The organism is Streptomyces sp. NPDC088766 (assembly GCF_044750845.1).
Lineage (GTDB): Bacteria > Actinomycetota > Actinomycetes > Streptomycetales > Streptomycetaceae > Streptomyces.
Genome location: NZ_JBIVKQ010000005.1, coordinates 44,602 through 57,416, shown reverse-complemented (window position 1 = coordinate 57,416; position 12,815 = coordinate 44,602). Strand labels below are relative to the sequence as shown.

The following is a 12,815-nucleotide window of genomic DNA, read 5'->3' as shown; positions in this document are numbered from 1 at the left end:
GAGGCTCTTGCCGCGACGCAGGAGGCGGTGGTGATCTTGCGTCGGCTCGCTGCCGACGACCCCGCCACCTACGAACCCGGCCTCGCCACCTCGCTGACCAACCTCGGCCACCAGCTGTCGGGGGCGGGGCGCCGTGGGGAGGCACTCACCACCACTCAGGAAGCGGTAGAGATCCACCGGCGGCTGGCGCAGACGAACCCCGCCGCCCACGAAGCCAACCTCGCGCTCTCGCTGTCCAACCTCGGCATCTGGCTGTCGGGGGCGGGGCGCTGGGGCGAGGGTCTGGCCGCTGGGCAGGAGGCGGTGGTGATCCGGCGTCGGCTCGCTGCCGACGACCCCGCCGCCCACGAACCCGACCTCGCCGCTTCGCTGTCCAACCTCGGCAACCACCTGTCGGGGGCGGGGCGCCGCATTGAGGCTCTCACCGCCAAACAGGAGGCGGTGGAGATCTGGCGTCGGCTCGCTGCCGACAACCCCGCCGCCCACGAACCCGACCTCGCCACCTCACTGACCGTCTGGGCTATGCTCCTGGCGGATGAAGGCGATCTGTCTGAGGCGCTGAGTGTCACAGGTATTGCGGTGGGGTGCTACCGGCCTCACATTGCCACGATGCCCTCTCTGCTACCGCAACTCCACGCGGTGCTGGACCTCCAGGCGCGGGTGCTGGACGCGCTCGAACGCCCGGAGGAAGCTGCGACAGTCCGCCGCTGGGTCAGGGAGAATCCGGTGCCGCCCGGTTCTCATAATTGACCATCTGTGAGAGTTCTGCGACAGCGACCGAAGCGACTCTGTTTCCGCAGGTCGCCGTTCGCAAAAGCCCTCTCGAAACCCGCATGTTGTGCGAGGCACTTCTGAGAGACTGCCGCCATGGAGTTGACGCCCGATCAGGCAGCATTGGCGGTAGAACATCACGACTGCCCGAACTGTGACGCGCCCGCCGGCAGTGCCTGCCGCACCCGGGGCGGGAAGACCGCTTCTAAATACCACACCCCGCGCTTCGTCCTCGTACCCGCGCTGCGCGAGGAACTCGAAGTCCCGGTGCCCGCCGACCGCGGCCCCGGCCGCGCGTGGAAGCAGGGCCCGGCGCTCGCCGCCGTGCCCGCGCCCCGCGCCGAGCGCCCGGTGAGAATCGGGTACGCCCGCACCTCGACGGCCCGCCAGGAGCTGGCGAGCCAGATCGAAGCTCTCCGCCGGGCGGAGTGCCACAAGATCTTCCAGGAGCAGATCAGCACACGCGTCAAGGTGCGGCCCGAGCTGGAGAAAGCGCTCACGCTGGCCCACCAGTTCAAGGAGGCCGCACCCGAGACCCCGGTCATCTTCACGGTGCACGAGCTGAAACGTCTGGCCAGGAACGCCGCCGAGCTGATGACGCTGTCCGCCGACCTCCAGGCCGGCGGCATCCAGCTCGAACTCCTCACCGGCCCCCTCACCGGCGTCTACGACCCCAACGGCATGGGCGCCATGTTCTTCGCCGTACTCGCCGTCGCCGGGCAGATCGAGCGCAACTACATCCGGGAAAAGACCCTCGAAGGCCAAGCCGTCGCCGCCTCCAAAGGCAACCACGGCGGACGGCCGAAGGTCATCGACGACGACATGCTCACCTTCGCCGTCGCACTGAAGGACAAGGGCGTCCCCGTCCCGGAGATCGCGAAGAAGCTCACCATCAAGACCGGGAAGAACGCGGGCACGTCCCCGTCGGTCGCCTCCCTCTACCGGGCCCTCGCCGAAGCCGAGCAGGCCGCTGCCGACGGCCTGCCGCTCAGGCCCAAGCCCGTCCGCATCCGCCGGCCCGAGGATCCGCTCACCCCCGAAGAGACCGACCTACGCGAACGGCTCCAGGCCCAGCCCCACCCGAACACCGAAGGCGCCACCCGTGGATAACCTCCAAGCCGTACGCGCGCAGGAATACGCGAAGGTGTACGAGGACCTTCTCAGTGCAGCTGCCCAGCTCGATACGCTGCGCCGCCTGGAGGCAGGCGGAGCCGTGGACGCCCACGCCACCGCGGCGATGCACGCGGTCCGGTTCGCCGCCACGATCCTGTGGCCAACTGTCTCCAACACCCCGCCACCCGGCTTCCGCCACGACAGCGAACGCCTGCTCCAACTGGCCGCCAACTGGCGCGAGGCAGCACTGGAACTCGGCGAGTTCGCCCCACCACGCCCCGCCCTGCGGCTCGTAACCGCATCCCAACCCGCCGAGGAACATCCGACCGGAAAGCGGCGCTAAGCCGCTCGCCAGTCGGGCGTTAGCGGCTGTACCAATGTTCCCCGGAGCCCCGTGCGTATGGCGGCTCTACGTCACGCTACCGAAGCCCTCACCGGCCAAGATCATCCCGTGGCGGCTTTTGGGCTCACCTTGGCTGGACCCCCTAATCGCTGGCCGCGGCGACCGCCGCCCCTATCCGCGCCACGGCGTCGTCCCGGTACGGGCTGTTCTTGGCGCTGAAGACCGTCGTCATCCGGCGGTGGAAGATCAGGTAGTGGCGTGGCGCGCCAGTTCTGAGGTGGACGGAAAGTCTGGAGGCACCGTCCTCGGCCCGCACCGAGAGCACGTCGGTCAGGGCCAGGTAGTGGTCATCGAGTCCGCTGATGGAGTTGCTCAGCCCCCACACCGTGCGGGACAAGAACCCGCCGCCCTCGCCGAGCTTCATCGGTTTGAACACCAGCCGCCGATCGGTGAGCACCAGGCGCCCGCCGGTGCGCGACGCCGTGAGACTCCCGATCGCGGTCGCCGCGAGCCACTGGCTCACCAGCGTCTCCCCTGGCCAGAGATCCGTCATTTCGCCCCCCTTTGAGTTCCCCCGCTGCTGGTCTCCTCTTCCCCTCTTCCCAAGACTCAAACCAACCCCCTTTTCACGCTTGACGGTTGCCGTCCGTGCCGCGGGGTAGTGCTCCCGGCGACACCCGGCGAACGGGTCCGGCAACGGGGGGACCATGTTGACCGAAGCCTTGGCCGCGCTGGCGGCCGCAGGGGGAACGGCCGTCGTACAGGCGGCGGGAACCTCGCTGTGGGAGGGGACCCGCAGCCGGGTGGCCCGCCTGTTCGGACGCGGGGACGCCGCCCGGGAACAGACCGAGCTGGACCGGCTCGACCGCACCGCCGCGGCCGTGGCGGCGGCCTCGGGACCGGAGGTCCGGCGGGTCGGCGACCAGGAGGCGGCCGTCTGGCGGGACCGGATCCGTGACCTGCTGACCGACGCCGAGGAGGACGAACTGGATGAACTCACCGCCCACCTGAGCGCGCTCGTGGACGCCTCCGGATGTCAGGACGCGCCGACACGCTCCGAACGGTTCGAGGTCTCGGGGAACACGTTCTCCGGCCCGACGGCACTCCAGGTCGGGGACGGCAACACCCAAGAGATCGCCTTCGGCCGGACCGACTGACCCGCCGTGGCCCTGCCTCCGAACGACGCCGAACCCACGGGCCCCGCCACGCCATGCACCGGGTCCGCGGGCGTCCCGGCCCCTCCGGACGTCCCGCTCACCGCCAGCACCTTCTCCGGCCCGACCGCCCTTCAGGTGGGCCGGCACAACGTGCAGCATCTGCACTTCCCGGCGCCGCCAGCCCCCATGGTGTGGCCCTGCGTCATCGGCCTGCCACCGCACCGGGCCGACGGGTACGTCCGGCGAGCCCTGCCGGTCGACCTCGACGCGCCCGAGGCGGACGGCGGCGTCCTGACCTCCTGGGTGCTCACCGGCCTCGGCGGGACGGGCAAGACGCAGATCGCCGCCGAGCACGCCGGACGGCTGCTGCGCGAGGGTCGGCTGGACCTGCTGCTGTGGGTCAACGCGGCCTCTCGCGACGCGGTCCTCAGCGCCTACGGCCTGGCCGGGGAGGCGCTGTTCGGGGCGAGCTCCGGCAACCCGGAGCGGACGGCGGCCGAGTTCATGGCCTGGCTGCTTCCCCGTCCCCCTGCCCCGGGGGAGTCGCCCCGGCGCTGGCTGGTCGTCCTGGACGACGTCACCGCCCCGTCCGACCTGCGCGGGCTCTGGCCTCCCGGCAGCCCGTACGGCCGTACCGTCGCCACCACCCGCCGCCGGGACGCCGTCCTCGCCACCGACCGGCGCAGGACAGTGCCGGTCGGCGTGTTCACCACCGCCGAGGCCGTCACCTACCTCTCCGGTGACACGGCCCCCGTCACCGGTTCCGGGGGCGCAGAGGGCGATGGCAGGGCCGAACACGCCGCCCTCGCCGAGGACCTCGGCCGCCTCCCCCTGGCCCTGGCACACGCACGGGCCTACCTGGCCGACAACCCCACCCTCTCCCTCGCCGCCTACCGGACCGAACTGGCTGACCAGCGCCTCACCCTGGCCGAGGTGTTCCCGGAGGGTTTCGCGGCACCCGGTGACGGCGCCGGAGTCGGCCAGGACCCCGATCCGGTCGCCCGCACCTGGTCGCTGTCGGTGAGTCGGGCGGACGCGCTCAGCCCCCGGGGAGCGGCCCTCCCGATCCTGCGGACGCTGTCCCTCCTCGACCCCGGTGGGGTGCCGGAGACTGTACTGGCTGCGCCGGAGGTACTGGCGCTGTTGCCGGACGCGGACCCCGGGCGGCCTGCCGCGGACGCCCGTACCTCCCGGCTGGCCCTGGCCAACCTGCGCCGCTTCAGCCTCGCCGAGCTGGACCCGGCGCGGCCGGAGGAAGCGGTCCGCGTGCACGGACTGGTGCAACGCGCCGTACGCGAGGAGATGACCGCCGAAGAGACGGCCGGATTCGCGCGGGCTGCCGCCGACGCGCTGCTGGCAGCGTGGGAGTCGGATCCGTTCCCCGCCACCGAGGCCGCACTGCGCTCTAACGCCACGGTCCTCACTCGCAGGGCCCGCCCGTACCTCCTCGCGCCGCGGCCGCACGAGGTTCTCTACCGGCTCGGACGCAGCCTGGGCGAGGCGGGACGTTCCGGCCCAGCCGTACGCCATTTCACCGCGCTGGCGGACGAGGTGCGGACCCTGTTCCCGGACGACCACGACCTACGGTTCAAGACACTCGGGTACCTGGCCTGGTGGACGGCGAAGTCCGGGGACGCCTCGGGAGGCGCGGCCGCCTTCGCCGAACTGCTGGCCGAGCAACTGCGTCTCCTGCCGGCACACTCCGTCGACCTGCTCCAGACCCGGCGCAGTGCCGCAGTGTGGAAGGGAGTGGCCGGGGACCCGGAGGGCGCGGCCGCGGAGTTGGCGGTGCTCCACGAGGACTGGGTGCGGATCGAGGGCCACGACGTGCCCGGGGCCGCCAGCACCCGCAACCACCTGGCCAACATGCGGGCCCTGGCGGGCGACCACGCGGGTGCGTTGGCCCTACACGACGAGGCGTGGCGGGAGGCGCGATCCCGATTCGGGGCTGACGACCCGCGAACCGTTCAGGCCCGGGCGGAGGCCATGCGGCACCGGGGCGAGCTAGGGGACGCGCCCGCCGCTCTGGCGGCCTTCCGGGAACTGGCCGCGGTGCGCGAGCGGCACGATCCCGATCACCCCGACACCCTGGGGACCCGGACCGACGTCGCCGTCTGGACCGGCCGCTGCGGCGACCCCGCCGAGGCGGTACGGCTCCTGGAGCGGGTGCAGGCCGACCGGCTACGGGTCCTCGGCGCGTCCCATGCCCACACACTGGCCGGTCGCGAACTTCTCGCCGTCTGGCGGGCCGAGGCGGGGGACTTACCAACGGCCGTGGCGGAGCTGGAGGCACTGGTGCCAGACCAGATCGCCGTCTTCGGCCTGGAACACCCGGCCCTCGAACGCACGACACGGCTGCTGGCCCGGTGGCGCACCGGCTGACGGCCCGGCCCGCCCGACCCCACCGACGGCTCCGGGCCGACCGACGCTCCGTGCGACCCTCGGGGCCCGCCACCCAGAGGTCCTAGCTGTGCCGCACCCGAAACCTTGCGGTGACCACGCCCCTTCGGTCCGAAGACTACTGGCGGGTTATTTGTCACCTGGTTCGCTGCTCGTTAACGGCACCCCCAAGATCCATCCTTGGCGCTAACGGCTGTTCCCTTGTTCCCCGAGGCCGCACCAGGATCATCGCCTCGGTGGCGCGTGCCGTGCCGATGTCCCCGAGGTCCTCGATCCACGCGGGTCGCCGGCCCAGGTCGCCGGCCCAGGTCGCCGAGGAGCCCCGTGACGGCCCGCTCCGCGTGGGCGTCGTCGCCCGAGACGAAGACGGTCGGCGGGGTCGCCGGACTCTCCGGGGCGGTCATCACCGTGAACACCATGGTGTTGAGGGTCTTGACCACCCGGGTGTCGGGGAGGGCGGCCTGCAGTCGCTCGGCGAGGCTGCCACCGGGACAGCACAGGTCGCCGGGCAGGCCGTCGGCGTCGCGGGTGGCGTTGGAGACGTCGACGAGGATCTTTCCGGCGAGCTCGGCGCGCAGACCGCCGAGGAGCTCCGGGGAGCCGGCGCCGGGCGTCGCGTTGATCACGACGTCCGCGGCGCGGGCTGCGGTCCGCTGGCCGGCGTAGGAGATGCGGGGGAGCCGACGTCTTCGGCGGGCGCCGCGGTCCGCTCCTCCGGACTCCGGCTGCCGAGGACGACCTGGTGTCCGGCCGCGGCGAGCCCGCCGGCGGGACGGGTGCCGACGCGGCCGGCGCCGAGGATGCCGATGCTGGTCATGGGGTGTCGCTCCGTGCGGTGCGGTGCGGGGCGGGGGGACGCGGGCCGTTCGGCCCGCGTCGGTCAGGCGATCGGCGACAGCACGCCGAGGGCGGCGGCGTGGATGCCGGGGGCGGCGGCCAGGAAGTCCCGGCTGCCCGCGCGCCAGGGCTCGCCCGTCAGGTCGGTGACGGCGCCGCCGGCCTCGGAGACCAGCAGGGCACCGGAGACCAGGCCGGAGCGGACGTCGGAGAACTGCCAGAACGCGTCCATGCGTCCGGCGGCGACGTGGATGAGCTGCATCGTGGCGGGAACGGACACGCGCGTGACGAGTGCGCCGTCGAGCATGGCGGTGACCGACTCGCCGATCCGCCGGTGGGTGTCCTTGTCCTCGCCGGGCCTGGCCTGACCGGTGCCGACGAGCGCGGCACCCAGATCGGTCTTGGCGGACACCTTCAGGGGGCGGCCGTCGAGACGGGCACCGCCGCCGGCGACAGCGGTGTACGTGTCGCCGGTCAGCGGCAGGTGGACGACGGTGAGCACCGGCCGGTCGTCGCGGACCAGGGTCGCGGTGACGGCCCATTCCGCCATGGCGTGGACGTGGTTGATGTTGCCCTCGACGGGGTCGACGACCCACCACTCCCCGGCCGGGAGCGGACCGCCCTCCAGCTCGTCCTCGACCCACCCCGATCCGGGCCGGGCCCTCAGCAGCGGTTCCCGCAGCACGGCCAGCGCCGCGTCGTCGTTGGCGTGGATCTCGTCGACGATCCCGTTCGCGCTCACGCCCCGGGCGTACGGCGTGCAGCGGTCGCGCAACGTGCGGCCGGCGGCTTCCACCGCGGCCGTCACCTCGGACAGGAGGGTGCCGGCGGCGGCGAAGGGCATGGCTGAACTCATTTCGGAATCCTTGGGGTTGGGGATCGCGGGGCGGCTCGTCCGGCTCCCGCACCTCGAACGTAGGCCGCCCGCCGATTAACAACAAGTGCATGCTTTTCACTCGTAGAGTTACTCGGATGCAATTGGACCTGAACCTGCTCACGGCGCTGGACGCCCTGCTCGAAGAGGGCAGCGTCGCCGGTGCCGCGGCCCGCCTGCACGTCACCCCGCCGGCGATGAGCCGCTCCCTGGGCCGCATCCGCAAGGCCACCGGGGACCAGATCCTGGTCCGCACCGGCCGCGGCATGGTCCCCACCCCCCGCGCGCTGGCCATCCGCGCCCAGGTCCACGCGCTCGTACAGCAGGCCCACCACCTCCTGTCCGCACAACAGGAACTGGACCTGGCGGCCCTGGAACGGGTGTTCACCGTGCGCTGGCACGACGCCCTGACCACCGCCTGCGGGGCGGCCCTGATCGCCGCCGTCCGTCGCCGGGCCCCCGGCGTCCGGCTGCGCCTGCCCGCCGAGTCCGGCGCGGACACCCCCGAGCTACGGCGGGGCGAGGTGGACCTCGAGTCCAGCTCCAGCAGGCCGACGCTCCCCGACGTCCGGCACCGGCTCGTCGGCCGCGACCGGCTCATCGTCGCCGTCCGGCCCGGCCATCCGCTCACCGAAGGCCCGCTGACCGTCGAGCGCTACGCGGCCGCCGAACACCTCACCGTGTCGCGGCGCGGACGCCTGCGCGACCCGGTCGACGACGCCCTGGCCGCCCTCGGGCACGAACGCCGCGTCGTCGCCGCCGGGCCCACCGCCGCCTTCGCGCTGCAACTGGCCCCCGAAACCGACCTGGTGCTCACCCTGCCCGATGCGGTCACCCGCAGCGCCCGGGAGAGGCTCGGCCTGATCACCCTGACCCTGCCCGTGCGGATGCCGGCCGTCCCGCTGTACCTGCTGTGGCACCGGCGCTACGACGACGACCGCGCCCACGCCTGGCTGCGCGACCTGGCCACCGAGACCGTCCAGGCGCTCTCCGGCCCGCCGGCTGCCGAAGGGACGACCCCCGCCTCCCCGAGCGGAGGGTGAGCGGGGAGCTCCCGCGGAGCCCGCCTCCCGTCCGGGGCACGCCGACGCGGCGGCGTGCCACGCCGTCCGGGCCGGGCGGCGGCCGGCCGCTCCCGCCCCGTACAGGCGGTGGCGGGCCACACCGTTCCCGGCCGGCGGTGGCCGGCCGCACGTCCCCGGCCGGCAGCGGTCAGCCGACCGGGGACGGCCCGGCCTCGTCCGTGTCCAGCATCCCGCGCAGCAGGCCCCGCAGCGCCAGCCGCTCCTCCTCGCCCAGTCCGGCGAGCGGCTCGCGGGCGAACCGCAGGCTCTCCCGCAGGTCCTTGGCCGTCCGGCGTCCCTCGTCCGTCGCCGCGGCCAGCTTCACCCGGCGGTCGGCCGGGTCGGGCCGGCGCTCCACCAGGCCTCGGGCCTCCAGGCGGTCGACGATGCCCGTCACGTTGGACGGTTCGCACTTCAGTTTCACCGCCAGCTTCCGCATCGGCAGCGGCTCCAGGGAGAGCAGGCTGAGCAGCCGGGCCTGTGCGCCGGTGAGGGAATGCCCGGCGGCGGCCTCCTCGTAGTCCTGGTGGAACCGCGCCACGACCTCGCCGATCAGCTCGACGACCTCCAGGGTGAGAGGGTCGGGCCGAGGGGTCTTCCGGGGTGTGGACATGGCTCCCAGGGTACCCGCTTACTTGACATCATGAAATATCCAGGCGCATGGTTGTTTCAGTCACTGAAGTATTTGCACCGTGCGCACCCGCAGCACCAGCGCCGCACCAGCGCGCGTCGCACCGGCACACAAGGAAGGGCCCCATGTCCGACACCCCCGCGCTCCCGTCCGTCAGCCGCGAATGGCGCCTGCTCAGCCGCCCCGTCGGCTGGCCCAAGCCCGAGGACTTCGAGCTGGCCGAGGCGGAGATCCGGCAGCCCGGCCCCGGCGAGGTACTCGTCCGCAACGCCTACCTCTCCGTCGACCCGTACATGCGCGGCCGGATGAGCGCCGCCAAGTCCTACGCGGCCCCCTACGAGCTGGGCAAGGCCATGCAGGGCGGTGCGGTCGGCGAGGTCGTCGCCTCCCACGCCGAGGGCATCGCCGCGGGTGACCACGTGCTGCACTTCGGCGGCTGGCGCGAGTACGCCACGATCGGCGCCGCGCAGGCCGTCAAGGTCGACCCCGAGGCCGCCCCGCTCTCCACCTACCTGGGCGTCCTCGGCATGACCGGCCTCACCGCCTACGCCGGCCTGCTGCGCACCGCCGCCTTCAAGGAGGGCGACGTCGTCTTCGTCTCCGGCGCGGCCGGCGCGGTCGGCAGCCAGGTCGGCCAGATCGCCAAGCTCAAGGGCGCCTCGCGGGTGATCGGCTCGGCCGGCTCCGACGAGAAGGTCAAGCTCCTGGTCGAGGAGTACGGCTTCGACGCGGCGTTCAACTACAAGAACGGCCCGGTGGGCGAGCAGCTGCGCGAGGCCGCCCCGGACGGCATCGACGTCTACTTCGACAACGTCGGCGGCGACCACCTGGAGGCCGCGATCGGCTCCCTGAACCAGGGCGGCCGCATCGCCGTCTGCGGCATGATCTCGGTCTACAACAACACCGAGCCGGCTTCCGGCCCGCGCAACCTCATCCGCCTCATCCAGACCCGCGGCCGTATCGAGGGCTTCCTCGTCGGCGACCACTACGACCTCCAGCCCCAGTTCGTCCAGGAGGTCGGCCCCTGGGTCGCCTCGGGCGCCCTGAAGTACCGCGAGACGGTCGTCGAGGGCATCGAGAACAACCTGGAGGCGTTCTTCGGAGTGCTCCGGGGCGACAACACGGGCAAGATGATCGTCAAGCTGTAACCGTCCGCTCCGCCCCCGCCCGAGTCGGACGGTGGGGAGACGAAGGACCGGGGGTCGGGACGCGGCCCCCGGGTCCGGGACGGGAAGGGGCGGCGGGGCGAACCACCCCCACCCCGCGCCCTCACCCCAGAGCCGCCGCGGCCCCCTGCACCGCGGCGACGAACCTCTCGTTCTCCGCCGCCGCCCCGCCCGGGAACGCGAACCGCCGCCGGGTGTACCCGTAGGCGATCCCGCTGCGCGGATCCGCGAAGCCCTGGCTCCCCGCCGCCCCGCTGTGCCCGAAGGCCCCCGCCCCCAGCACCGGGTACCAGGTGTCCGCGGTCGCCTGGAACCCCAGCCCGTACGACTTGTGCGTCCGCGTCACCAGGTCGTACCCCACGGAGTGGAACTGCGCGAACTCCGCCGCCGTGTCCTCCTTCAGCAGCGGCGCCTTCCCGCCGACCTCGCTGATCGCCGCCGCGTACATCGCGGCCAGTCCGCGCGCGGAGGCGACGCCGCCGACGGACGCCGGCCCCTTCGCCCGGACGAGCGGATCGTTCGGCAGCGTCTCGAGATCGGTCGGCTCGGCGGCGTGCCGGTTGAAGGCGATGCCGGCAAGGGTGTGCGGCCCCTCCGCCGGCGAGACCGGCAGGGCCCGCTGCTCCCCGGCCGGCGCCATGGCCTGCGTCGACCGGAACCGCGGCTCGTGCGCCCCCGGCAGCCCCAGGAAGAGGTCGAGCCCGTACGGCGCCCGCACCCGTTCCTCGTACACCTCCTGGAGCGTACGGCCGGTCGCCCGCCGTACGACCTCGCCGCCGAGCGCCCCGATGACCAGCGCGTGGTAGCCGAACGCGGTGCCCGGACGCCAGAACGGCCGCTGGTCGGCGAGCCGTTCGGCGATCTGCCGGTCGTCCGCCAGCTCCTGCCGGGAGAACCCGGAATCGGTGCCGACCACACCGGCCCGGTGCGCGAGCAGGTCGCGCAGGGTCAGCGCGCCCTTGCCCTCGGACGCGAACTCGGGCCAGTAGTAGGTGACCTTGCGGTCCAGCTCCAGCGTCCCCTCCTGTACGAGGAGCGCCGTCACCAGATGGGCGGCACCCTTGGACGACGAGAACACGCCGTAGAGGGAGTCGGCGTCCGCGCCGTCCCCGGCCCACAGGTCGACGACCCGCCGGCCGTGCACGTACACGCACAACTGGCCCTCGTAGTCGGACCGTTCGGCCGCCACGAACGCGGCGAACTCGTCCCGCACCGCCTCGAAGCCCGCCGCGACGGTGCCATGGATCTCCTGGGTCATCCGCTCTCCTCCACCAGACCGCTGCTCGCATGTGCCGTGGTCAACCGTGCTTCCGGGTGCTCCCGGGTGCTTTTGTCGATCGGTACGGCGAGGCCTACCCGTTCGACTCAACGGCGGCGGGCAGGCGTTGGTGTCGTGGATAGCCCGGATGGCGTAGGGGCGGCCGGGCGCGGGACCGGGGCGTGCGGTCCTCGGCGACTCTGATGTCATGCTCGCGCCCCGATAGAATCCGGCCATGCGCGATCTTGGGGCGGGGTTCGGATACCTCCTGAAGGGCCACCGCTGGGTGGCCCGGCACGGGAAGCAGTACGGGTTCGGGCTCGTGCCCGGACTGATCACGCTCGTCCTGTACGCGGGCGCGCTGGTGGCGCTCGGCGTGTGGGGCGAGGACTTCGTGGGCTGGGCGACACCCTTCGCCGACGACTGGCCGAGCCCCTGGGGCGGACTGTTCCGCGGGTTCCTGACGGTCGTGCTGTTCGCGCTCGGCCTGCTGCTCGCCGTGGTGACCTTCACCGCGGTCACGCTGCTCATCGGCCAGCCCTTCTACGAGAGCCTCTCCGAGCGGGTCGACCGCGACGTCTCGCCCGACGGCTCGGCCCCGGTGTCCGGACTGCCGCTCTGGCGCGAGCTGTGGATCTCGGCCCGCGACAGCCTGTGGGTCCTGCTGCGCGCGCTGCTGTGGGGCGTACTGCTCTTCGCGCTCGGCTTCGTCCCGTTCCTCGGCCAGACGGTCGTGCCGGTGATCGGCCTCTTCGTCACCGGCTTCTTCCTCACCGAGGAACTGACGTCCGTCGCCCTCCAGCGCCGGACCGTCGACGCCCGCTCCCGGCTGGCCCTGCTCCGCTCCCGCAGGACCCTCGTCTGGGGCTTCGGCACGCCCCTGGCGGTCGCGTTCCTGGTCCCCTTCGTCGCGGTGTTCCTGATGCCGGGCGCGGTGGCGGGTGCGACGCTCATGGCGCGGGACCTGCTGGGCGAGGAGACCGAGGGCGACGACGACCGCGAGGAGCCGGACGCCACCGTGCCGCAGCCGCCGCGCTGACCGCCACGGCCACCACCGCCCGCACCCGCGCGACGGAGTCCGGCGGCCGGTGACGCACCGGCACAGGGTCCGGCACCGGCCGCCGCTCCCGCCGCCCCGCACGGAGCACGAACGGGTGGGCACGGCCGCCGGCCGTGTGCGCGCGGCACGAGCCGGCCGTGT

Annotated in this window: 14 protein-coding genes; 8 read left to right on the top strand and 6 right to left on the bottom strand. The window is 72.9% G+C overall.

The features are described from left to right. From ACIP5W_RS09345 to ACIP5W_RS09335, 3 genes are all read left to right on the top strand, one after another. The coding region (locus ACIP5W_RS09345; protein ID WP_401469169.1) for a tetratricopeptide repeat protein at nucleotides 1-750 on the top strand (750 nt) is incomplete at its 5' end. Between the two features lie 117 nt (nucleotides 751-867). Then, a complete protein-coding gene (locus tag ACIP5W_RS09340; protein WP_401469166.1) occupies nucleotides 868-1,881 on the top strand; it encodes a recombinase family protein in 1,014 nt (337 codons plus the stop codon). Further along, nucleotides 1,874-2,227: a hypothetical protein gene (locus tag ACIP5W_RS09335; RefSeq protein ID WP_401469163.1), complete on the top strand. Its 354-nt coding sequence runs from the start codon at nucleotides 1,874-1,876 to the stop codon at nucleotides 2,225-2,227. The genes ACIP5W_RS09340 and ACIP5W_RS09335 overlap by 8 nt, the downstream gene beginning before the upstream one ends. Before the next feature lie 142 nt (nucleotides 2,228-2,369). Here ACIP5W_RS09335 and ACIP5W_RS09330 read toward each other — a convergent pair whose 3' ends face one another. Then, nucleotides 2,370-2,780 carry a hypothetical protein gene (locus ACIP5W_RS09330; RefSeq protein ID WP_401469160.1) on the bottom strand — a complete coding sequence of 137 codons (411 nt, stop codon included), beginning with the start codon at nucleotides 2,778-2,780 and terminating at the stop codon, nucleotides 2,370-2,372. Nucleotides 2,781-2,934: 154 nt separating this feature from the next. Here ACIP5W_RS09330 and ACIP5W_RS09325 point away from each other — a divergent pair, with 154 nt between their 5' ends. Beyond that, entirely contained in the window at nucleotides 2,935-3,384 is a 450-nt protein-coding gene (locus tag ACIP5W_RS09325; protein ID WP_401469157.1) for a hypothetical protein, read from the top strand. A 150-nt stretch (nucleotides 3,385-3,534) separates the two neighbouring features. Further along, nucleotides 3,535-5,766: a tetratricopeptide repeat protein gene (locus ACIP5W_RS09320; RefSeq protein WP_401469154.1), complete on the top strand. Its 2,232-nt coding sequence runs from the start codon at nucleotides 3,535-3,537 to the stop codon at nucleotides 5,764-5,766. Between the two features lie 173 nt (nucleotides 5,767-5,939). On the opposite strand, the gene ACIP5W_RS09315 is transcribed toward ACIP5W_RS09320, so the two are convergent. The 3 genes from ACIP5W_RS09315 to ACIP5W_RS09305 form a co-directional block, all read right to left on the bottom strand. Continuing rightward, nucleotides 5,940-6,410 (bottom strand): NADPH-dependent F420 reductase, encoded by a 471-nt coding sequence (locus ACIP5W_RS09315; protein WP_401469151.1) that lies wholly within the window; start codon nucleotides 6,408-6,410, stop codon nucleotides 5,940-5,942. Beyond that, nucleotides 6,407-6,601 (bottom strand): NAD(P)-binding domain-containing protein, encoded by a 195-nt coding sequence (locus ACIP5W_RS09310; protein WP_401469148.1) that lies wholly within the window; start codon nucleotides 6,599-6,601, stop codon nucleotides 6,407-6,409. The genes ACIP5W_RS09315 and ACIP5W_RS09310 overlap by 4 nt, the downstream gene beginning before the upstream one ends. 63 nt (nucleotides 6,602-6,664) lie before the next feature. Then, entirely contained in the window at nucleotides 6,665-7,477 is an 813-nt protein-coding gene (locus ACIP5W_RS09305; RefSeq protein WP_401469145.1) for an inositol monophosphatase family protein, read from the bottom strand. Nucleotides 7,478-7,593: 116 nt separating this feature from the next. On the opposite strand from ACIP5W_RS09305, the gene ACIP5W_RS09300 reads away from it, so the two are divergent. Then, nucleotides 7,594-8,538, top strand: a complete 945-nt coding sequence (locus ACIP5W_RS09300; RefSeq protein ID WP_401469142.1) for a LysR family transcriptional regulator — start codon at nucleotides 7,594-7,596, stop codon at nucleotides 8,536-8,538. A 169-nt stretch (nucleotides 8,539-8,707) separates the two neighbouring features. Here ACIP5W_RS09300 and ACIP5W_RS09295 read toward each other — a convergent pair whose 3' ends face one another. Next, complete coding sequence (locus ACIP5W_RS09295; RefSeq protein ID WP_401469139.1) at nucleotides 8,708-9,172, bottom strand: MarR family winged helix-turn-helix transcriptional regulator; 465 nt, start codon at nucleotides 9,170-9,172, stop codon at nucleotides 8,708-8,710. Nucleotides 9,173-9,315: 143 nt separating this feature from the next. Between ACIP5W_RS09295 and ACIP5W_RS09290 the strand changes: the two genes are divergently transcribed. Further along, the gene (locus tag ACIP5W_RS09290; protein ID WP_401469136.1) at nucleotides 9,316-10,338 is read left to right on the top strand and encodes an NADP-dependent oxidoreductase; all 1,023 of its coding nucleotides are present in this window, start codon (nucleotides 9,316-9,318) and stop codon (nucleotides 10,336-10,338) included. A 121-nt stretch (nucleotides 10,339-10,459) separates the two neighbouring features. Here the strand turns inward: ACIP5W_RS09290 and ACIP5W_RS09285 are convergent, their stop codons facing one another. Further along, on the bottom strand, nucleotides 10,460-11,614 hold the full coding sequence (locus tag ACIP5W_RS09285) for a serine hydrolase domain-containing protein (RefSeq protein ID WP_401469133.1): 1,155 nt from the start codon (nucleotides 11,612-11,614) through the stop codon (nucleotides 10,460-10,462). Between the two features lie 235 nt (nucleotides 11,615-11,849). On the opposite strand from ACIP5W_RS09285, the gene ACIP5W_RS09280 reads away from it, so the two are divergent. Then, on the top strand, nucleotides 11,850-12,653 hold the full coding sequence (locus ACIP5W_RS09280; protein WP_401469130.1) for an EI24 domain-containing protein: 804 nt from the start codon (nucleotides 11,850-11,852) through the stop codon (nucleotides 12,651-12,653). Nucleotides 12,654-12,815 lie beyond the last annotated feature (162 nt).